We start from the raw sequence: 18,528 nt of genomic DNA, 5'->3' as shown, positions 1-18,528 counted from the left end.
CCGCTGGTGTACCAGTTGTCTCGCCAGAGGCATCGCTGGGTAGCTATGTACGGAGGGGATAAGCGCTGAAAGCATCTAAGCGTGAAGCCCCCCTCAAGATGAGATTTCCCAGTATGTAAGACCCCTTGTAGACGACGAGGTTGATAGGTTCGAGGTGGAAGTGCAGCAATGCATGCAGCTGACGAATACTAATCGGTCGAGGGCTTAACCAATACACCTCAATTAGAGGTAAGCATCTACGTATACATACGTAGCACTGCAATACTCACGCTTTACGCAAGTTTCGTATCTAGTTTTCAGGGCGCAAGCCTTGAATGAACTATTGTTTATTGTTCCCTGATAGCTCAGTTGGTAGAGCACTCGACTGTTAATCGAGTTGTCACAGGTTCGAGTCCTGTTCGGGGAGCCATATGGAGAGGTGTCCGAGCTGGCCGAAGGAGCACGATTGGAAATCGTGTAGGCGTCACAAGCGTCTCGAGGGTTCGAATCCCTCTCTCTCCGCCACTACTTCACACCCCATAACATAATAACAAGGCCCGTTGGTCAAGGGGTTAAGACACCTCCCTTTCACGGAGGTAACAGGGGTTCGAATCCCCTACGGGTCACCATTTAGTTTTTGTATCCCATGGAGGCTTAGCTCAGCTGGGAGAGCATCTGCCTTACAAGCAGAGGGTCGGCGGTTCGATCCCGTCAGCCTCCACCATAGATCCCAAAAAAGTGAAGCAAAGCTTTGTAGCAACGCCGATTTCTTTTTCGGGGGCCTATAGAACAATTTTTCAATGACGCGGGGTGGAGCAGCCCGGTAGCTCGTCGGGCTCATAACCCGAAGGCCGCAGGTTCAAATCCTGCCCCCGCAACCAACCTCCCAATTACTATGAAACTGTGGTATACTAAGAGGATAACTAGTGTGGAGCCGTGGTGTAGAGGCCTAACATGCCTGCCTGTCACGCAGGAGACCGCGGGTTCGAATCCCGTCGGCTCCGCCATTTTTAACAAATGTAAGGCTCGGTAGCTCAGTCGGTAGAGCAGAGGACTGAAAATCCTCGTGTCGGCGGTTCGATTCCGTCCCGAGCCACCATTGAAAGTTTCATATGCCGTTGTAGCTCAACTGGTAGAGCAACTGACTTGTAATCAGTAGGTTGGGGGTTCAAGTCCTCTCGACGGCACTGCAATATGGAGGCTTAGTGAAGTGGCTAAACACGGCAGACTGTAAATCTGCTCTCTCCGAGTTCGGTGGTTCGAATCCATCAGCCTCCATTTCATCCATAGGGGCATAGTTTAAAGGTAGAACAAAGGTCTCCAAAACCTTTGGTGTGGGTTCGATTCCTGCTGCCCCTGCCATTTATTAAACTGTGGCGGTCGTGGCGAAGGGGTTAACGCACTGGTCTGTGGCTCCAGCATTCGTGGGTTCAAGTCCCATCGATCGCCCCACTTTTCAAATCCTACATAGTGGGGATTAGCCAAGCGGTAAGGCAACGGACTTTGACTCCGTCATGCCAAGGTTCGAATCCTTGATCCCCAGTATAATTTTAATATGCGGAAGTGGCTCAGGGGTAGAGCATCGCCTTGCCAAGGCGAGGGTCGCGGGTTCGAATCCCGTCTTCCGCTCCATTTATGAATAAGGCGCCATAGCCAAGTGGTAAGGCAGAGCTCTGCAAAAGCTTTACCCCCAGTTCGAGTCTGGGTGGCGCCTCCACTAATAAGCCGGAGTGGCGGAATCGGCAGACGCACAGGACTTAAAATCCTGCGGTAGGTGACTACCGTACCAGTTCAAGTCTGGTCTTCGGCACCATATTTTTTAATTTAATATGCCGGCGTGGCGGAATGGCAGACGCGCTCGACTCAAAATCGAGTGGGAAACCGTGGAGGTTCGAGTCCTCTCGCCGGTATGACTAAATAACATAAGCTCTTAAGATTCGAATAAACGGATCTTAAGAGCTTATGTTGTTTTAGTTGGGCGGGACGAGCTTATACAATTGCCAATTTACAGTCTCTTTGCCTGATTTATTGCGTACTATTATCGGTTTAGATGTTTTTTTTACATTTATAAAGGAAAATGTAAAAACAAAGCGAAATATTTTAAGCTTCGTTTTTTCTGATGGCTCATGGAAGGGGGAAGGATATGAGAAAATCTTTACGTTTTAAATTCGTAGCTGGCTTTATGATGATCATTATACCGTTAATTGTTTTCTTGTTATTTAACAATTTATATGCCACGAATGTCGTGAGAGAGCAAGTCTCCAAAACAAACAGCAATTTACTAGCGCAGCATGTAAAGCAAATAGATCAAATATTTCTTGAAACGAATACTTATCTTTATGATTTATGGAACAATGAAGTTGACATTAATCAACTTAATGATCTTATATACGGTACGGATGATTATTTGCTTACTAAAAGACGGGTCGTTAATCGTTTCCAAACAGACCTAAATAAATTTTTTCTGATGGATACTATATTTCTTTTTAATGTGCAAACACAAGACGCGACTTTTGTAACCAAGCGAGATTATTATCAGCAAGAGCGTCTGATCACAGAAACTGTTCCAAATGAGATTGCAAGCGGGAAAGTTATCGACACACCTATATGGCAGGTTATTCATTTTGAAGATCGTACTTTCTTGATGAAAACCATGCGACTTACAAATAATCTGATTTCTGGAGCGGTTGTTAATACAGATAGCTTGGTTGAATCTTTACGATTTTTGGATATGGGGGCAACCGGTGGTGCAGTCATCATTTCCAAGAATGGGACAATTGCATCAAGTACGAAACTTGAAGAATCAAAGCTGAGCGCAGCCGTTGCTGCAGTGCCCAAGCTTAAAAATACTTACCAAATCGTTTCCGTTCCTAAAGAGGACACTAAATACCTGCTAATCGGAGTTTCTGCTGAAGTTGCTGACATAAAGTATACAGTAATGATTCCCGAAGGGAATATGCTGAAGCATCTCCCATTCTTTCAGTTAGCCGTATATATCATCCCGTTGGGTGGAATATTGATTCTGCTTTTTTACGTATATTTTCTGCGAAGTGTCTTATTGAAGCCAATGAATACTTTGATGCGCGGGATGAAGCGTATTATGCAAGGGGATTTAAACATTCGATTGAATGAAAATCATTCCAGTGAATTTTCCTTTTTGATAAGTACGTTTAACAATATGGTCACTGAAATTTCCCGTTTGAAAATAGACGTGTATGAGGAGAAGATTCGTACGCAGGAGGCTGAATTCGGTTTGCTGCAGGTGCAAATCCGACCGCATTTTTATTTAAATTCACTAAATATTATTTATAGTCTGGCAGCTATAAAAGAATATGCCTTGATCCAAAAAATGACACAGCATTTAGCTGAATATTTCCGTTTTATTATGCAGACTAAGCAAGGCACCGTCACACTTGAAGCTGAAATCAAGCATACTCAAAATTATTTGGAGATCCAGAAACTGCGATTTCCTAATCAACTCGTTTATGAGATTGAACTGCCGGATCGATATCGGAATTATATTGTTTTACCTTTAACGATACAAACTTTTGTTGAGAATAGCATCATTCACGGATTTACTGACCGCAGAGAAATGTTTACGGTTCGAATTATTGTAACTGCGGATGAGCAAGCTCCGGATGAGTTTTTATGGATCGAAGTCAGTGACAGCGGCGTTGGATTTCCCGAGACTTTGTTAAAAAAGCTGAAAGAAGGCACTTATGAGAATGAGTTGCTAATAGAAGACCATTTAGGCATCCAAAATGTAATGAAAAGGCAGCGTATCAGATATAAAGGAAGAGCGAAATTGTTGTTTAACAACAGAATAGAAAAAGGCGCTGAAATTAAATTAGGTATTCCCTTAAGCTATTCGGTAAATGAGGAGAATTATGATGTATAACTTGTTGGTCGTGGATGATGAATTATACGCTGTAAAAGGTATCACTCAAGGCATTGATTGGTCACAGGAAAACATTTCAGAAGTGTTTGAGGCGTTTAATGCAGAGGAAGCCAAAGAACGGTTTTCTTTATCCAAAGTAGATATCGTAATTTGTGACATAGAAATGCCTGCAAGCAATGGCCTAGAACTATTAGAATGGATAAAAGTAAATTATCCCCAGACGGAAACGATTTTTGTAACAGGTCATGCTGACTTTAGTTATGCAAGGACAGCCCTTCACCTAGGCAGTTTTGATTATTTGTTGAAGCCTGTTGATTTTGAAGAATTGAAGGCTGTTGTTAGTCGTGTTTTGCAAAAGCTTATTGTTGATCGGACATCCAAAAAATATTCTTCATTATTTGAATCACATAAACCACTCATGGAGGAAAGATTTTGGCAGGAATTTTTTTCAAATCGGATGTCTCTCTCGGAAATACAATTAGAACAGCTTATTACCAAATATCAATTAAACTTATCGCCTGACACTTCAATACTGCCTATTTTAGTAAGTGTTGAAATGTGGCAAAAGGAGTTAACAGTACGTGAGGGGGAGATTATGGAGTATGCGCTGCGAAACGCGGCTTCTGAGTTAATTGTAAAAGGAGATCGCGGATGTGTCATTCAAGACCGGAGAGGACATAATCTTGTGTTACTTTATAAAAGACAAGATGAATATATGGATGTAGAGGATGTTACAAATCGTTGTGAAAGCTACTTGACCGCTTGCAACCATTACTTTTACTGTCATTTGTCCTGTTACGTGGGGACAGTCGAAACGTTCCCTAATCTGCTAAAAACGTATGTATCACTTCTAGAAATGGAACGCAGCAATGTCACCCAATCCAACAAAGTGCTAGCGCAATTTAATTTGTGGTCACAGCGCATTGTTTCTCTAGGGACGGACATGATGCAAGTAGAAGATAAAGAGCAAGCATCTGTCATCCAAAAAATATACGATTACATTGACGAGCATTTGCATGAAGAGATCAGTAGAGAACAGATTGCGGAGCATGTACATTTCAATTCGGCCTATTTATCACGATTGTTTCGCAAAGAAACAAACTGTTCGTTATCGGAATACATTCTTAAGAAAAGAATGGATAAAGCGAAGCTGCTGTTAACTTCCACTAATATTAAAATAAGTGATATTTCCTCTTTGGTTGGTTATGGTGATATCCCTCATTTTAACAAAATGTTTAAACGGCATGTTGGGCTGACTCCGCAAGAATTTCGCAAAAGCAATCCATAAGTAACACTAAAAAACTCTTGGTTTTTTTAACCAAAGAGTTTTTTTATGTCACAATAACACAAGTCAAGAAGTCATCTTTGCCATTAGAACATATAAGCAAAGCGATTTATAATAGAAACATAAGAAGAAAGATGTTAAGACGTGCCGAATAATAGGGGGTTTTTTAGATGAACCAGGAGGCTGGTATAACAGTGCCTGCTAAAGCTGTAAATCGAAGCGTTCGTAAAAAGAATGATGGATTTCGTCATATTTTTCAATATAAAGCGCTTTATCTGATGTTTTTGCCAGGGGTCATATTTCTGCTCTTTAACAATTACTTACCGATGCTTGGCGTTATTATTGCATTTAAAAACGTAAATTATACCGATGGAATTTTGAATAGCCCATGGGTCGGATGGACAAATTTCAAGTTTTTATTCAGCACTTCGGATGCTTGGATTATTACCCGAAATACATTGCTTTATAACGCATTGTTTATTATTTTAAATCTCATGTTCGGAGTGGGTCTTGCTATTTTATTTAATGAAATTAAAAGCCGCTTGGCAGGGAAACTTTATCAGTCGATTATTTTCTTGCCTTACTTCTTATCGATGGTAATTGTCAGTTACATCGTACTTGCATTCTTAGGTGTGGAAAATGGATTTATCAATAAATCGATATTGGGCCCATTAGGCATTGAGCCGATTGATTGGTACTCGGAAAACAAGTACTGGCCGTATATACTCCCTCTGGTGAATACATGGAAGAGTGTGGGTTACTTTTCACTCATTTATCTCGCTGCGATTATCGGTTTTGACAGCGACTACTATGAAGCTGCAACAATCGACGGCGCTTCCCGATGGGATCAAATACGCTTTATAACAATTCCATTGCTTTATCCATTGATGATTATTACTACACTGCTTGCTATCGGCAGAATTTTCTATTCGGATTTCGGTCTTTTCTTCCAAGTCCCTTTAAATTCAGGGTCGATTTTCCCAACAACTAACGTTATTGATACCTACGTATATCGAACCTTCCAAACCAACGGAGATATCGGAATGTCTTCTGCCGCGGGGCTTTATCAAGCGATTGTCGGGATGATCCTTGTATTTACTACCAACGTAGTCGTGAGAAAATTCAGTAAGGAGAACGCGCTTTTTTAGAAGAATATGCGGGAACCTTTAGGAGGACAAATGGCAAAATATAAATTATCTCAATTATTGCTGCACCTGTTTTTTATCTGTGTATCATTAGCTTGTCTGCTTCCGGTGATTTTAGTCGTTAGCATATCATTTTCGGATGAGAACACGGTGGTTGCGAACGGTTTTAAGTTTTTTCCGGAGAAGTTCAGCTTGGATGCATACAGCTTTCTTTATAATCAGTTGTCTCAAATTATTACGGCATATGGAGTCACGATATTTGTAACTGTCGTAGGTACTATACTAAGCGTGTTATTAATCGCTCTCTATGCTTATCCGTTGTCTAGAAAAGAGCTGAGGCATAGGAACAAATTTGCGCTCTTCATTTTTATAACGATGATTTTTAACGGCGGTTTGGTCCCTTGGTATTTGGTCTATGTGAATTTATTGCATCTGAAAGACTCGGTCTGGTCACTTATTATTCCTTTGTTTCTTCAGCCATTTTTTGTGATCATTATGCGAACTTTTTTTCAAACGACAATTCCTGAATCTATTATTGAATCCGCAACCATAGACGGTGCTAGTGAATTGAAGATATTTTATAAAATCATCCTGCCGTTATCTCTACCGGTGCTCGCAACAATCGGGTTATTTAATACTTTGAACTACTGGAATGACTGGTTTCTCAGTTTGATCTTTATAACGAAAAGCAACGGAATCAGCTTGCAATATTTGATGTACAAAACGCTGCTTAACATTCAATATTTAACTACGAACGAAAACGCTGCCAGTCAATTATCGAAAATGGGCGCGGTCGTTAGTCTACCTTCGCAAACGCTGCGGATGGCGATGGCTGTGGTAGGTATGGGACCTATTATATTTGCTTATCCGTTCTTTCAAAAATATTTTGTCAAAGGACTTACGATCGGTGCTGTTAAAGGCTAATTCCGGATAAATTCCGGTTTAGTATATACAATAAAATTGGGAGGGTTTACTAGTGAAAAAGAAAATAAGTTCTATAGGTTTAATCTCGTTCGTAGCACTAGGATTGGTAGCCGCAGGTTGCGGAAAGACAAGTACGGATTCTACTCCAGCACCGGCAGCATCTACTGCAGCAACAGCAGAAGCACCAAAAGCCAAAGAACCAACGGCTGAAATCCAGCTTATGTTTCCTGGAACGCCACAAAAGGATGTTGCATTAGTTGAAGCCGAGGCAAACAAATATTTGAAAGATAAACTGAATGTCACCCTCAAAATTAACGCTGTTGACTGGGGACAATGGGATAACAAGCTGAACTTGATGATCGCTTCCGGCGAACCGTCTGACATTGTCTTCACAGCAGCATGGCAAAGATATGCGATTAACGTAGCGAAAGGCGCCTTTTTGGATCTTGGGCCGCTGATTGATAAAAATGCTCCTGAACTTAGAAAAGAACTTGACCCTGCTTTCTTTGAAGGCTCCAAAATTAATGGTAAAAACTACGGAGTGCCGACGAATAAGGAATTGGCTGCAACACGCGGCGTCGTTTACCGTCAAGATTTGGTCGATAAGTATCAGTTAGACGTATCGAAAGTAAAAACGTGGGCTGATTTGGAGCCGTTGTTAAAAGTGATTAAAGAAAAAGAGCCTGCAATTACTCCATTCTTTATGACTTCTACGAGTAATGGTGTTTTTGACGGCTTGGATTGGGATTATCTGGGTGATGGAGCCATTCCAGGTGTGATTAGTAAGACGGATAAATCCACAAAAGTATTAAATCAACTGGAAACGCCTCAATATCTAGAAATTATGAAGCTGACTCGTTCGTGGTTCAAGGCGGGTTATATCAATAAAGATGCGGCTACAAGCACGGTAACCGTTGCCGACCAGGCAAAAGCGGGTAAAGTATTTATGTGGGCTGAGGGTCTAAAGCCGGGTAAAGCTGCGGAAATGGAAGGATATGTCGGTTATAAGCTTGGACAAATCGATCTGACCGTACCTACGATTACAACCGGCGATGCTTCCGGGGCGATGCTGGCCATATCGAAGTCATCCAAAAATCCGGATAAAGCGATGAAAGTCATCGGTCTGCTTCACAGCGATAAGTATTTGAACAACTTAATCAACTTCGGTATTGAAGGCAAGCACTATGTTAAAAAATCGGATAATATGATTGATGTGGCGCCTGGAATCGATCCTAAAAACCACCCATACAACCCGGGTGCGCAATGGGAGCTTGGCAACCAATTCTTGAACTATTTGATGTCCAATGAAAATCCGAAGAAATGGGATTTGTTTAAAGAATTCAATTCCAAAGGTGTTAAATCTCCAGGTCTCGGATTCTCCTTTGATGCGGAACCGGTTAAAACCGAAATTGCCGCTGTAACTAACGTCAGCAAGCAATACGAAGCAGCAATAAGAACGGGTTCTGTGGATCCGGAAGAAAAAATTGCCGAGTATTTGGCGAAACAAAAAGCAGCCGGTGTCGATAAGATTATTGCGGAAAAACAAAAACAATTCGATGCGTTCTTGGCAGCAAACAAAAAATAATTTTGTTATAAGAGAAGGAGCTAGGTTCATAATGAAACCTAGCTCCTTTTTTTGGCGTTAAGCCCTCATATGAGACGCAATTACCAAGCGTACATTGTGCTCACGATCACAAGCAGAATGAACAGGACGAGAACAGCCGCAGCAGAAGTTCCAAAACCAACACCTACACCAGCACCAGCAGCAACACCCATTTATGTCACCCCCCATCTCAAGAAATGCTCTCTGCTCAAACAGATGAGAGACGATATTATCCTATGGGGGGGATGAGCATTTTGATTGGGTTTTTTGCCCGAAAAATATGAAGGGGAGCCTGCTATTTTCGGAATATCCGCATGTGCCCTGAACAAGAGATAGCAGCCCTCCATATGGTAGAAAATGAGGTTGATTTGCCAAATGGAGGTGCAAAGGCTATCGAGTACTTAGATATGTTGGCGAAGCTTGGGGTGGGAAATGCGCATCCCGGAGGATTTGGGGAAACAATGGAACAGCTGCGCAAGTACCCAATCAATCAGGGGCAGCGTGTACTAGAGGTTGGCTGCGGTACAGGGAGGACGGCATGCTTCTTAGCCGAGCAAGGAATTGAAGTAACTGCTATCGATATACGTCCGGATATGATAGCAAAAGCAAAGATAAGAGCAGAAAAAAGTAATGTGCAGGTACAATTCTTAGAAGGCGATGCATGTCAGCTGCCATTTGACGATAATAGTTTTGATGTTGTTATGGTTGAGTCTGTCACTAATTTTGCCGAAGCGCGAAAGGCAATGTCCGAATATTACCGGGTGCTGAAGCCGGGTGGGAAGCTATATGATCGAGAAGTTATAAAAACCAAGGAGATGAAGCCGGAAATTCACGGCGCGCTTAGTGGCTTCTATGGCGTCACGAAGCTCTATAGTATGGAGGAATGGAGGGAGCTGATGGAAAGCAGTCAGTTCACCCGAGTGGAATTCTCAGGCGCTCATCCTTTCCCCCGCACGATGTTTGAAGACAAGGTGCAGCATCCAGACCCAGTCCATCTATCGGATAGACAATCGTTCCTGGATCCGCAAATCTGGCAGATTACAGCACAGTATGATGAACTTGTGGATAAGTATCATCGCTACTTGGGCTACACATTGATGATTGGTTCGAAGTAGTGAGGCAAGTCAAGGCAGGAGTTTGCTCCTCATATGGCGAATTTTTTGTGAACATTATTTTTGGGGGCTGCTTCTCTTGGACTTAGCTGCTATAACAGAACGCATTCCGAACCGGAAGGCAAAGGAAATTTATGAACGGATATGTAGGCAAACGACGATCTCAAAGACGGAGCTGCTTGATCAGAGCGGCATGACAGTCAGTACGATGACCCGTTTATTAGATGAACTGACGAGCCAAGGACTAATATTGGAGTCTGGATTTGGCGCTTCTACAGGCGGTCGCAGACCCATTTTGTATGAGAAGAACCCGCGATATGCGTATGTGTTCGGATTGGAGATATCAAGAACATTATCGAAGCTCGTTCTCGTTGATCTCGGCATGAATAAGCTGGACTCCACCATATGGAACATGACGGCTGAGATGACGCCCGATGTTCTTATCCGTCTCATCGCAGATGAGGTTGAGCGCATGCTCAAAGCGCATAAGCTGGAGAAGAACCAGATTCTTGGGTTAGGGATTGGAGCGGTCGGACCGGTAGACCGCTTATCCGGAACGATATTGGAGCCGTCCTATTTCCTTGCAAGCGGATGGCAGAATGTTGAAATTTGCCGATTTCTCACAGAACGGCTGGGCATTCCTGCGATGCTCGATAATGGAGCCAACACAGCCATTTTAGCAGAGTCCTGGGTGCAGCGCGCACAGAGCTTCAAACATCTGCTCTATATTCATGCGGGGGTCGGTCTGCGCTCCTCTATGGTCTCGGAAGGGAAACTTCTCTATGGTGCCGTCGATATGGAAGGTTCCGTCGGGCAGATGATCATTCAGACCGATGGCGTGGTCCATCGCGATCCTTCCGGCAATTACGGAGCGCTGGAGTCGTATGCGTCCCTATATGCCATCGAGAAAGCCGCTCGCTCCGCGCTTAAGAAAGGCAGAGCGACCAACCTGGCTCATTTCGTGGAGGATCCGGAACAATTGACCTATGCGCACGTCTTGGAGGCGTTAAATAGAAATGATCCCCTAGTCGTGGAGATCATGACGGAAGCTGCGACGTATTTTGGCATCGGACTTGCCAATTTGTTAAATATTTTGCACCCCGAGAAGGTCATCCTCGGGGGTCCGCTCATTGCGGGGGGAGATCTGTTTTTTCAAACGGCTACACAAGTGGCGATTAGAAAAACGTACTATTACCCCGCGTATCAGGTCGTATTCAGCAAGGGGCAGCTGGGTGAAGAGGCACTTGCCATTGGGGCAGCCGTGATGGTCATGGACCAACTGGTCAGGCTGTAATGCTTTTAAGGAAATCCAGAAGCAGCCTATTGAAGACTTCCGGCTTCTCCAGCGGCGTCAAATGGGAGGCAGCCGGTATCACGTGATAGCTGGCGCCTTTGATTTGATCAGCCATCTTCTTCATGACGTCCGGCGGCGTAATCGGATCCTGCTCGCCGGCGATGACGAGTGTGGGCACAGCGATGGATGGGAGCAGGTCGACGGAGTCGCCGCGGAATGCCATCGCCAGGCTCGCATGAACAAGTCCCTCCGGCGGCATGGCCCCCATGACTTCGCCAAGCTCACCAGCAAGCTGCGGCTGAGCTTCTTTCGTTTGCTCCGTAATCAGCTTGGGGAGCATCGCATCTCTTGCCGCGGCAGCGCCCTTGTCGTAGATAGAGGCGGCCATATTCATCCGATTTTTGCGGCCTTCCTGGCCATCAGCTTCGGGGCGCGTATTCGCCAGCACCAAGCCGAGGAAACGTTCCGGAGCTTTGCGAAGCAGCGCAAATGCGATATAACCACCCATGGAGAAGCCGCCGAGTGCGGCTTTTTGTATGTTCAATTTATCCATGAGAGCTAGAATATCTTCGGCATACTGATCGAGCGATATATTCGACACCGGTACATCCGACTGACCCATGCCTCTCAGGTCTGGAGTAATGATTCGATAGGAGGCAGATAAGGCCTCAACCTGCAAGCGCCACATCCGATGATCTAACGGAAAACCGTGCAATAGGATGAGAGGCGTCCCCTGACCTTTGTCCACCACAAATAAATTCGTTTCATTTATGTTTACTTTCACCCAAGCCACGCTCCTTATTCATATATGGATATACTTTCATATATCCTACACCAATCAATACCTCGTTTCCATGCTACCGTCAGTATTTCATTTCCAGAGTTGAAATATTTGTAGAACATTATCGAAAAAGTTATGTCATAACAATTTCATTATGGTTAACACATACTTCCCTAACAATTGTCTGGTATTCTCAAATCATCTCGAATATTCCTTATCATTTACGGCAGTTACGTCACATACAGATATTAGAAATGGGGTTGTCATGTTGACAAAAAAACCGTGGTCTACACAAGAACTGGATAAGTTAATTCGCCTTTCAGCCGAGTGCCCGCCTGTCGTAATTGCCAGAGAGTTATCTCGCCCAGTTACATCAGTGCGCAAAAAGATGCGTGAAATCGGCGTGAGTTATGTAACCGGGGAACAGTGGAAAAAACGACAAATCCAATATTTGATCTCTGATGAAGGCGTGTCTTACAAAAATAACTTAAAGCAATCGTCACAAAAAACGGAATTTGATTCTCCGGTTCTGGATGAGTTCTGGACAACATTAGTTAAGATGGCAAGGGTAGCGAAAAAAAGAGGGAAGCGTGTCGATGTGCTCTCTTTTATCGATACTTACCGCAAGATTCGAATCGGCGGTTAATATCATAGTTCCATTTCATAAAAGGTGAAATCCATTATAATGAGATTTTACCTTTTTCTTTTAGCCGGGAGCCCCTAAAATGGAAAGATCATCAAAGCTAGGGGAGGCCATATGAGCAAAATACCATTTGTATCATTAATTCGTAAGTATGACACGGCGATTTGGGTGAGGGTGATCGGTACGATTTTAACCTCGCTAGCCGGATTCATGATGAGGCCTTACTTGGTTTATTATTTGTACGATAAACTGGATGGTTCCATTTTCTTATCTATGCTGGTAGTCGGGTTGCAGCCGCTGGTCGGTATTTTCGTTAATTTGTATGCGGGGGGGTTAAGCGACCGTTATGGGCGGAAGCCGATGATGCTCGCCGCGCTGATCATTCAGGCGTTTGCAATTGGCGGCTATATGTTCGCCAGCAATGTTTGGGAGTTCGCGGTCATCTCGATCATCAATGGCGTCGGACATGCAATGTTCATGCCGGCGGCCAATGCACAAATCTCCGACGTCGTTCCTCAGGAAAAACGGGCAGAAGTGTTCGCGCTGCTGCACACTGCTTTAAATATGGGCTCGGCGTTCGGACCGTTGATCGGGCTGTTACTTTTTACATGGAACCCAACCGTCATTTTCTTGCTTTGTTCGCTTGCTCTTTTCGGCTATGCAGGATTGGTCGTCTGGAAAGTTCCTGAAACGATTCCGATGAAGGTGAGCAAAGAACTAGCGGTTTCAAAGGAGAAGCAGAAAATCAGGTGGCTGGATCACAAGCCTTTGCTCTGGATCACATTGCTTGGTATGCCGGTTACACTCCTGTATGCACAAGTGGAATCCACGTTCCCTCTGCATTTACAAAATCATTTTGAAAATTATAAATCCGTGTTTGCCATGCTGATAACCTTTAACGGCTGTATGGTTATCGCGCTGCAACTGTGGATCGCCAAACGAACGGAGCATGTTTCAGCCTTCCTGGTCATAGCAGGGTCATATCTGCTGTTTGCCATTGTCGCAATTGGTTATGGATTTGTCCCTATTATTGCAATTCTGTTTATTGTTGAGTTTTTATTTACCATTGGTGAAATGCTGTACGGGCCTCATATGCAGAAGGTCATCTCGGTCATCGCGCCAGAAGATCAACGAGGCTGGTATTTCTCCGTGTATGGCATGAATTGGCAAGTATCACGAGCAGTTGGACCGGTTCTGGGAGGGCTGATATTCAGCCATTTCGGCGGGGAGTTTATGTTCACGGCGCTCAGTGTGGTCATTGTGATTTCAGGCATTGCGCAAACGGTGTATATCCGTAATTTGCACCAGAAACAAGATAAGCCTGCCGCTGAGGTGGCGTTGCAGGCACAAGCATAAAGGTTAAAAGCTCCTCCATGAGTTGGAGGGGCTTTTATGTTTTTGTAAGATATCTGTAAGCTTCATCCTCACATTGTGCGGTATAATAGGTCCAAAGCGCGAGGAGGTCTAGCTTATGGGTTCACTCATACTCGTCGTTGACGATGAAACGAATATTATTGATGTGTGCACCGTTTATTTGGAACGGGAAGGCTATCAGGTGCTGGCCGCCTCAAATGGCGATGAAGCCATTCGATTGTGGCGGCTGCATAGCCCGCAACTAATCGTACTGGACCTCATGATGCCGGGCAAAAACGGCTGGCAAGTATGCGAAGAAATTCGCAACGAGCAGGACGTGCCCATCATCATGCTGACGGCGAGAGGCGATGAAATGGATCGGCTTATGGGTTTAACGATAGGTGCAGACGACTACTTGACGAAGCCGTTTAGTCCCCGCGAGCTGGTGCTGCGAGCGAATGCGATATTGCGCAGACTGCAGCGAAGCCATGTAGATCCGGCCACTGTGTCGGCGGGTGCGAAGCCGGCGCATATCATGAAATTTCCGGGACTGGAGATCAATGTCCTGCAACGCAGTGTTTGGGTGGACGGGAAGACAGTTGAGCTGACCGTGAAGGAATTTGAACTGCTGCATTTGTTCGCCGGGCATCCCGAGCAGGTTTTTTCCCGGAATCAGCTATTGAACAAGATTTGGGATATCGATTACTACGGAGATACGACGACCGTAACCGTGCATATCCGCAGATTAAGGGAGAAGATCGAACCAAACCCGTCACAGCCGCGATACATCAAGACGGTATGGGGCATCGGATATAAATTTGAGGGTAGGGAGCCATCATGAAGCTTCGGGTTTATTTGCTTATCGCAAGCGGTGTGAGCACGGGAATGATTTTGCTTTCGCTGTTCATTTGTTACCAATACATGCTGCTGAAGTGGAATGACGTTGTACTGCTTACTACGGTGACATTAGTCGCCGCAGGCGTGTCGATGCTGCTTCACTTTATGATGACTCGCCCTCTGGAAAAAGCGATTCATGCGATCACTCAAGAGACGACGCATATTGCAGAGGGGCATTTTCAAGGGCAAGTTCCTATGATTGGACCGGCAGAATTTCAAAAGCTCGCCACACAGTTCAATACGATGTCGAGCAAGCTGAATGAAAGCTTTCAAAGATTAAAAACGGCAGAGGCTTCCCGCAAGGAGCTCGTAGCGAATGTTTCCCACGATTTACGGACACCGATGGCGTCCATTCAAGCATTCGTTGAAGCTTTGCAGGATGACGTCATTCAAGATAGAGACACCTTTAACCGTTATTTACAAACCATTCGTATTGAAACTGGACGTCTTGACGGGCTAATCCAAGAGTTGTTTAAGCTTTCACAATTGGATGCGGGTGGAACAGAGTTCGCTCCAGAGCTTTATCACGTGGATCATTTACTGCTGGATGGGCTTCAGAGTCTGGCTTTTCATCTGGAGGAAAAGAAGCTGCAGATCGAGGTTGATGTACCTGATCGCTTACCGCCTGTTGCCGTTATGCCGCAAGAGATGAAGCGGGTGCTGTCTAACATTCTCCATAACGCCATTCGATACTCGCCGGCCGGGGGGACGATCGGCATTAAAGCGGAACAGATCTCGGATCTCTTCATACGGCTTCAAATTGAGGATCAAGGAGAAGGTATTGAAGAACAGGACATGAATCGGATCTTCGATCGTTTTTATCGCGCAGATCCTTCCCGCAACCGCTCAAGCGGTGGAGCAGGCCTTGGGCTCGCCATCGCCAAATCCATTGTGCAGCTGCACGGAGGGAAGATTGGCGTGGAAAGTAAACCGGGTCAAGGGAGCCGATTTTGGTTTACGTTGCCGATTTACAAGGAACAGCGGCAAGAGGAATTATAGGTTTTCTTTGATACCGTTATGGTTGTGACTTTGGTCATCACCTATGCATGACCTTGCTCACCTTACACGTCTTCTCACTCAAGTTATAATAAAAGCAAGAAAAAGGATAAAGGAGTTGGGCGAGGATGCTGTTATTTTTGCATGTCTTAGGTGCGGTTTTATTTTTGGGAAATATTATTACCGCTGCATTTTGGAAAGTACGTGCCCATTATGGAAAACAAGACTTGCACAACATCCATCTCACAGTAAAAAACATTATGCTGGCCGACTATATATTTACAGTGCCGGGCATTCTGCTGCTGCTAATTCCGGGACATATCATGGCATTTCAGTTAGGCTATTCGCTGCTCACATGGAACTGGGTTTCTGTTTCTTTAATCTTGTTCTCGATCTCGGGCATCATGTGGCTGTTCATTTTACTGCCTCTTCAAAGGAAAATGATTCGATTCAGCGAGGACTCGCTCCGACTAGGTGAACAAACTGCAGCATATCGTATGGTTTCAAAAAAATGGGACATCTACGGAACGGTTGCAACGATTGTACCCCTTATTACGCTTGTATTGATGGTATGGAAGCCTGGCACGTAATGTGCCGGGCTTTTTCGTTCAAAGGATTGTAAGGGATTTGTAATCTATTCGTTAGTTTTTCTTAAGCTTCCCGAGTTAACTTAGTTAATGAGAAGAAGATCCTATACCTTGGGAGGAAATGAAGATGAGAACATGGAAAAAAATGATCGCAGTTACGATGGTGGCATGTACGCTGGCTCTTCCCGGATTGGCAAACGCAGAAGAAATGATGATGCCGAAGTTCAATTACAGCGGCATCGAGACGATGACCAAGGATGGCGTAGAACTGGTTCCTTTGCGCCAAGTGGCGGAAACGCTAGGCTTTAAGGTGACTTGGAACGGTGAGAAACGTTCTGTCACGTTGATGAAGATGAAGATGATGATGGATGATAAGAAGATGGAAGACAAAAAGATGGGCGACATGACTATGAAAGACGATTCGATGTCTATGATGGACGGCATCGCGATACATATCGACAGTAAGACGATTATGGCGGGCAATATGGAAGCCATGTTGATGTATGCTCCGACGATTATTAATGATAAAACGTATGTGTCGAAAGACTTCGTTGACATGTATCTGAATAAGGATATGATGCCGATGCAGTAAGGAATAAAATACCCGTTTGCGCAAACAGGCTGCCGTATCGGCAGCTTGTTCTTGTTGTTATGCTATGGGTTACTTCATCAACATGCTATAATTAGACTTATAGGGGGGAAATTATGGATTGCAGGGTAGGCTGCGCGGCGTGCTGCATTGTTATTTCAATTTCATCTCCGATTCCTGGAATGCCGGGTGGAAAGCCGGCAGGAATTCCTTGCGTACACCTTACGACTGATTTCAGATGCGGCTTGTTCGGTAAACGGGAACGCCCTGTCGTATGCAGCAGTTTGCGACCTTCGGAAGATATGTGCGGACATTCTAATGAGGAAGCCTTTGCCATTCTTCAAGCTCTCGAACAAGCAACGAAACCTTCTGATCCTCCCTCAAAAGTAATAGATATGGATTAACATTTCCGAGAAACCAATCGAATGTGTGCTTCGTATAAGATGATAGTTCGTTAAAATCTGAGGAGGAATTCATTTATGTCAATATTTAAAAAAATGCTCGCCACTGTCGGCATCGGTGCTGCCCAAGTCGATATGCTGATTGATGATTCATCCATTGCCGCCGGCGATCTGCTGGAGGGTGTGGTCCGGATCCAGGGTGGACGAGTTGACCAGCAGGTGGATGATGTCTACGCATACGTCATGACAACATATACGAAGGAGCAGAACGATACGAAGGTCGAGCAAGAGGCGGCGATCGCCAAGTTTCTGCTGGCCGGTAAATTTACGGTGGAAGCAGAGCAGACGTATGAGTTCCCGTTCAGCTTCAAGCTTCCGGAGACGACTCCCGTGACGATGGGCCGGACGCCGGTATGGATTCAGACGGGTCTCGATATCAAAGAAGCGTTCGATCCGAAGGATCAGGACCGTGTGAAGGTATCTCCGCATCCTCATGCGCAAATTGTAATGGACGCTGTCGAGCAGATGGGATTCCGTCTGCGGGAAGTATCGTGCCAATATGCCCCTCGCCATGGCAGAGGACTACCATTCGTGCAGGAGTTCGAGTTTGTCCCGACATCGGAATTCCGCGGCCGGCTAGATGAATTGGAGATCATATTCTATCCGGAAGAAGACGGGATTGAGCTGCTCCTCCAGATCGACCGCCGGGCGCGCGGCCTTGCCGGTTTCATCGCCGAGGCTATGGATACAGACGAGAGCTTCGTACAATGTCGCTTCAACAAGTCAGAACTTGCGCGCGGCAGGCACTCGATTGCCGGAGAGCTTTCAGACCTCATTCGTCGCTACGTATAGAGTAGTTTAGAATTAACGCTGATGTGTGCTGTGCACCGAAGATAAATTAATATATACAACAAGTACCGATGGGTCGCTCTGAACTTATAGTTGAGATGATCCATCGGTTTTTTACGCTTCGAGCACTCTCCCCATAGCTCAGGAGCAGAGAGTATGGAAGAAGAGCTGATCTAAACAATTCTGGTTTGT

General features: G+C 44.9%; 17 protein-coding genes, 16 tRNA genes and 1 rRNA gene. 32 read left to right on the top strand and 2 right to left on the bottom strand.

The genetic code is table 11. The features are described from left to right. From ICC18_RS26110 to ICC18_RS26005, 22 genes are all read left to right on the top strand, one after another. Positions 1 to 212, top strand: a 23S ribosomal RNA gene (locus tag ICC18_RS26110); the annotation flags it as partial. Positions 213 to 333: 121 nt separating this feature from the next. Beyond that, positions 334 to 409: transfer RNA gene (locus tag ICC18_RS26105), tRNA-Asn, on the top strand. Between the two features lie 3 nt (positions 410 to 412). Beyond that, a tRNA-Ser gene (locus ICC18_RS26100) sits at positions 413 to 504 on the top strand. A gap of 29 nt (positions 505 to 533) precedes the next feature. Further along, positions 534 to 608, top strand: a tRNA-Glu gene (locus tag ICC18_RS26095). Between the two features lie 19 nt (positions 609 to 627). After that, positions 628 to 703, top strand: a tRNA-Val gene (locus ICC18_RS26090). Positions 704 to 783: 80 nt separating this feature from the next. Further along, positions 784 to 860, top strand: a tRNA-Met gene (locus ICC18_RS26085). A gap of 49 nt (positions 861 to 909) precedes the next feature. Further along, a tRNA-Asp gene (locus ICC18_RS26080) sits at positions 910 to 986 on the top strand. 16 nt (positions 987 to 1,002) lie between these two features. After that, positions 1,003 to 1,078: transfer RNA gene (locus ICC18_RS26075), tRNA-Phe, on the top strand. Between the two features lie 15 nt (positions 1,079 to 1,093). Next, positions 1,094 to 1,166 (top strand) — tRNA-Thr (locus tag ICC18_RS26070). 9 nt (positions 1,167 to 1,175) lie between these two features. Beyond that, a tRNA-Tyr gene (locus tag ICC18_RS26065) sits at positions 1,176 to 1,257 on the top strand. A gap of 10 nt (positions 1,258 to 1,267) precedes the next feature. Then, a tRNA-Trp gene (locus ICC18_RS26060) sits at positions 1,268 to 1,341 on the top strand. Positions 1,342 to 1,355: 14 nt separating this feature from the next. Beyond that, positions 1,356 to 1,431 (top strand) — tRNA-His (locus tag ICC18_RS26055). Positions 1,432 to 1,450: 19 nt separating this feature from the next. Continuing rightward, a tRNA-Gln gene (locus tag ICC18_RS26050) sits at positions 1,451 to 1,522 on the top strand. Positions 1,523 to 1,536: 14 nt separating this feature from the next. Further along, positions 1,537 to 1,611: transfer RNA gene (locus tag ICC18_RS26045), tRNA-Gly, on the top strand. A gap of 11 nt (positions 1,612 to 1,622) precedes the next feature. Continuing rightward, positions 1,623 to 1,696: transfer RNA gene (locus ICC18_RS26040), tRNA-Cys, on the top strand. 7 nt (positions 1,697 to 1,703) lie between these two features. Beyond that, positions 1,704 to 1,792: transfer RNA gene (locus ICC18_RS26035), tRNA-Leu, on the top strand. Positions 1,793 to 1,810: 18 nt separating this feature from the next. After that, a tRNA-Leu gene (locus ICC18_RS26030) sits at positions 1,811 to 1,889 on the top strand. Between the two features lie 233 nt (positions 1,890 to 2,122). Next, a complete protein-coding gene (locus ICC18_RS26025; protein ID WP_188177368.1) occupies positions 2,123 to 3,877 on the top strand; it encodes a sensor histidine kinase in 1,755 nt (584 codons plus the stop codon). Continuing rightward, entirely contained in the window at positions 3,867 to 5,165 is a 1,299-nt protein-coding gene (locus ICC18_RS26020) for a response regulator transcription factor (RefSeq protein ID WP_188177367.1), read from the top strand. The genes ICC18_RS26025 and ICC18_RS26020 overlap by 11 nt, the downstream gene beginning before the upstream one ends. Positions 5,166 to 5,332: 167 nt before the next feature. After that, on the top strand, positions 5,333 to 6,310 hold the full coding sequence (locus ICC18_RS26015; protein ID WP_188177366.1) for an ABC transporter permease: 978 nt from the start codon (positions 5,333 to 5,335) through the stop codon (positions 6,308 to 6,310). A 30-nt stretch (positions 6,311 to 6,340) separates the two neighbouring features. Next, complete coding sequence (locus tag ICC18_RS26010) at positions 6,341 to 7,231, top strand: carbohydrate ABC transporter permease (RefSeq protein WP_188177365.1); 891 nt, start codon at positions 6,341 to 6,343, stop codon at positions 7,229 to 7,231. A gap of 52 nt (positions 7,232 to 7,283) precedes the next feature. Continuing rightward, positions 7,284 to 8,816 (top strand): ABC transporter substrate-binding protein, encoded by a 1,533-nt coding sequence (locus tag ICC18_RS26005; protein WP_188177364.1) that lies wholly within the window; start codon positions 7,284 to 7,286, stop codon positions 8,814 to 8,816. Positions 8,817 to 8,896: 80 nt separating this feature from the next. Here the strand turns inward: ICC18_RS26005 and ICC18_RS26000 are convergent, their stop codons facing one another. Then, positions 8,897 to 9,007 carry a sporulation protein YjcZ gene (locus ICC18_RS26000; RefSeq protein ID WP_188177363.1) on the bottom strand — a complete coding sequence of 37 codons (111 nt, stop codon included), beginning with the start codon at positions 9,005 to 9,007 and terminating at the stop codon, positions 8,897 to 8,899. 174 nt (positions 9,008 to 9,181) lie between these two features. Between ICC18_RS26000 and ICC18_RS25995 the strand changes: the two genes are divergently transcribed. Continuing rightward, positions 9,182 to 9,949, top strand: a complete 768-nt coding sequence (locus ICC18_RS25995) for a class I SAM-dependent methyltransferase (protein ID WP_223192865.1) — start codon at positions 9,182 to 9,184, stop codon at positions 9,947 to 9,949. 76 nt (positions 9,950 to 10,025) lie between these two features. Further along, positions 10,026 to 11,240: an ROK family protein gene (locus ICC18_RS25990; RefSeq protein ID WP_188177362.1), complete on the top strand. Its 1,215-nt coding sequence runs from the start codon at positions 10,026 to 10,028 to the stop codon at positions 11,238 to 11,240. Here ICC18_RS25990 and ICC18_RS25985 read toward each other — a convergent pair. Beyond that, on the bottom strand, positions 11,230 to 12,024 hold the full coding sequence (locus ICC18_RS25985) for an alpha/beta fold hydrolase (protein WP_312029610.1): 795 nt from the start codon (positions 12,022 to 12,024) through the stop codon (positions 11,230 to 11,232). The two genes, ICC18_RS25990 and ICC18_RS25985, sit on opposite strands and share 11 nt — an antisense overlap. Positions 12,025 to 12,286: 262 nt before the next feature. On the opposite strand from ICC18_RS25985, the gene ICC18_RS25980 reads away from it, so the two are divergent. From ICC18_RS25980 to ICC18_RS25945, 8 genes are all read left to right on the top strand, one after another. After that, positions 12,287 to 12,667 carry a hypothetical protein gene (locus tag ICC18_RS25980; RefSeq protein ID WP_223192864.1) on the top strand — a complete coding sequence of 127 codons (381 nt, stop codon included), beginning with the start codon at positions 12,287 to 12,289 and terminating at the stop codon, positions 12,665 to 12,667. 111 nt (positions 12,668 to 12,778) lie between these two features. Further along, positions 12,779 to 14,020, top strand: coding sequence for an MDR family MFS transporter (locus tag ICC18_RS25975; protein ID WP_188177361.1), 1,242 nt, complete (start codon positions 12,779 to 12,781; stop codon positions 14,018 to 14,020). 115 nt (positions 14,021 to 14,135) lie between these two features. Next, on the top strand, positions 14,136 to 14,858 hold the full coding sequence (locus ICC18_RS25970) for a response regulator transcription factor (RefSeq protein WP_188177360.1): 723 nt from the start codon (positions 14,136 to 14,138) through the stop codon (positions 14,856 to 14,858). Continuing rightward, entirely contained in the window at positions 14,855 to 15,913 is a 1,059-nt protein-coding gene (locus ICC18_RS25965; RefSeq protein WP_188177359.1) for a HAMP domain-containing sensor histidine kinase, read from the top strand. The genes ICC18_RS25970 and ICC18_RS25965 overlap by 4 nt, the downstream gene beginning before the upstream one ends. Before the next feature lie 125 nt (positions 15,914 to 16,038). Next, positions 16,039 to 16,500: a DUF2269 family protein gene (locus tag ICC18_RS25960; protein ID WP_188177358.1), complete on the top strand. Its 462-nt coding sequence runs from the start codon at positions 16,039 to 16,041 to the stop codon at positions 16,498 to 16,500. Between the two features lie 124 nt (positions 16,501 to 16,624). Continuing rightward, positions 16,625 to 17,089 (top strand): stalk domain-containing protein, encoded by a 465-nt coding sequence (locus tag ICC18_RS25955; RefSeq protein WP_188177357.1) that lies wholly within the window; start codon positions 16,625 to 16,627, stop codon positions 17,087 to 17,089. Positions 17,090 to 17,202: 113 nt separating this feature from the next. Continuing rightward, positions 17,203 to 17,490 carry a YkgJ family cysteine cluster protein gene (locus tag ICC18_RS25950; protein WP_188177356.1) on the top strand — a complete coding sequence of 96 codons (288 nt, stop codon included), beginning with the start codon at positions 17,203 to 17,205 and terminating at the stop codon, positions 17,488 to 17,490. Between the two features lie 75 nt (positions 17,491 to 17,565). Then, a complete protein-coding gene (locus ICC18_RS25945; RefSeq protein ID WP_188177355.1) occupies positions 17,566 to 18,339 on the top strand; it encodes a sporulation protein in 774 nt (257 codons plus the stop codon). Positions 18,340 to 18,528: the final 189 nt, after the last annotated feature.

Source organism: Paenibacillus sedimenti (assembly GCF_014534655.1).
GTDB lineage: Bacteria > Bacillota > Bacilli > Paenibacillales > NBRC-103111 > Paenibacillus_E > Paenibacillus_E sedimenti.
The sequence above is the reverse complement of the archived record's forward strand: the minus strand, read 5'-3'. Positions and strand labels throughout refer to the sequence as shown.

Coding starts and splice junctions, on each gene's coding strand:
- ICC18_RS26025 (WP_188177368.1), top strand. CDS start 2,123: ATGAGAAAATCTTTACGTTTTAAATTCGTAGCTGGCTTTATGATGATC.
- ICC18_RS26020 (WP_188177367.1), top strand. CDS start 3,867: ATGATGTATAACTTGTTGGTCGTGGATGATGAATTATACGCTGTAAAA.
- ICC18_RS26015 (WP_188177366.1), top strand. CDS start 5,333: ATGAACCAGGAGGCTGGTATAACAGTGCCTGCTAAAGCTGTAAATCGA.
- ICC18_RS26010 (WP_188177365.1), top strand. CDS start 6,341: ATGGCAAAATATAAATTATCTCAATTATTGCTGCACCTGTTTTTTATC.
- ICC18_RS26000 (WP_188177363.1), bottom strand. CDS start 9,007: ATGGGTGTTGCTGCTGGTGCTGGTGTAGGTGTTGGTTTTGGAACTTCT.
- ICC18_RS25995 (WP_223192865.1), top strand. CDS start 9,182: ATGGTAGAAAATGAGGTTGATTTGCCAAATGGAGGTGCAAAGGCTATC.
- ICC18_RS25980 (WP_223192864.1), top strand. CDS start 12,287: ATGTTGACAAAAAAACCGTGGTCTACACAAGAACTGGATAAGTTAATT.
- ICC18_RS25975 (WP_188177361.1), top strand. CDS start 12,779: ATGAGCAAAATACCATTTGTATCATTAATTCGTAAGTATGACACGGCG.
- ICC18_RS25970 (WP_188177360.1), top strand. CDS start 14,136: ATGGGTTCACTCATACTCGTCGTTGACGATGAAACGAATATTATTGAT.
- ICC18_RS25965 (WP_188177359.1), top strand. CDS start 14,855: ATGAAGCTTCGGGTTTATTTGCTTATCGCAAGCGGTGTGAGCACGGGA.
- ICC18_RS25960 (WP_188177358.1), top strand. CDS start 16,039: ATGCTGTTATTTTTGCATGTCTTAGGTGCGGTTTTATTTTTGGGAAAT.
- ICC18_RS25955 (WP_188177357.1), top strand. CDS start 16,625: ATGAGAACATGGAAAAAAATGATCGCAGTTACGATGGTGGCATGTACG.
- ICC18_RS25950 (WP_188177356.1), top strand. CDS start 17,203: ATGGATTGCAGGGTAGGCTGCGCGGCGTGCTGCATTGTTATTTCAATT.
- ICC18_RS25945 (WP_188177355.1), top strand. CDS start 17,566: ATGTCAATATTTAAAAAAATGCTCGCCACTGTCGGCATCGGTGCTGCC.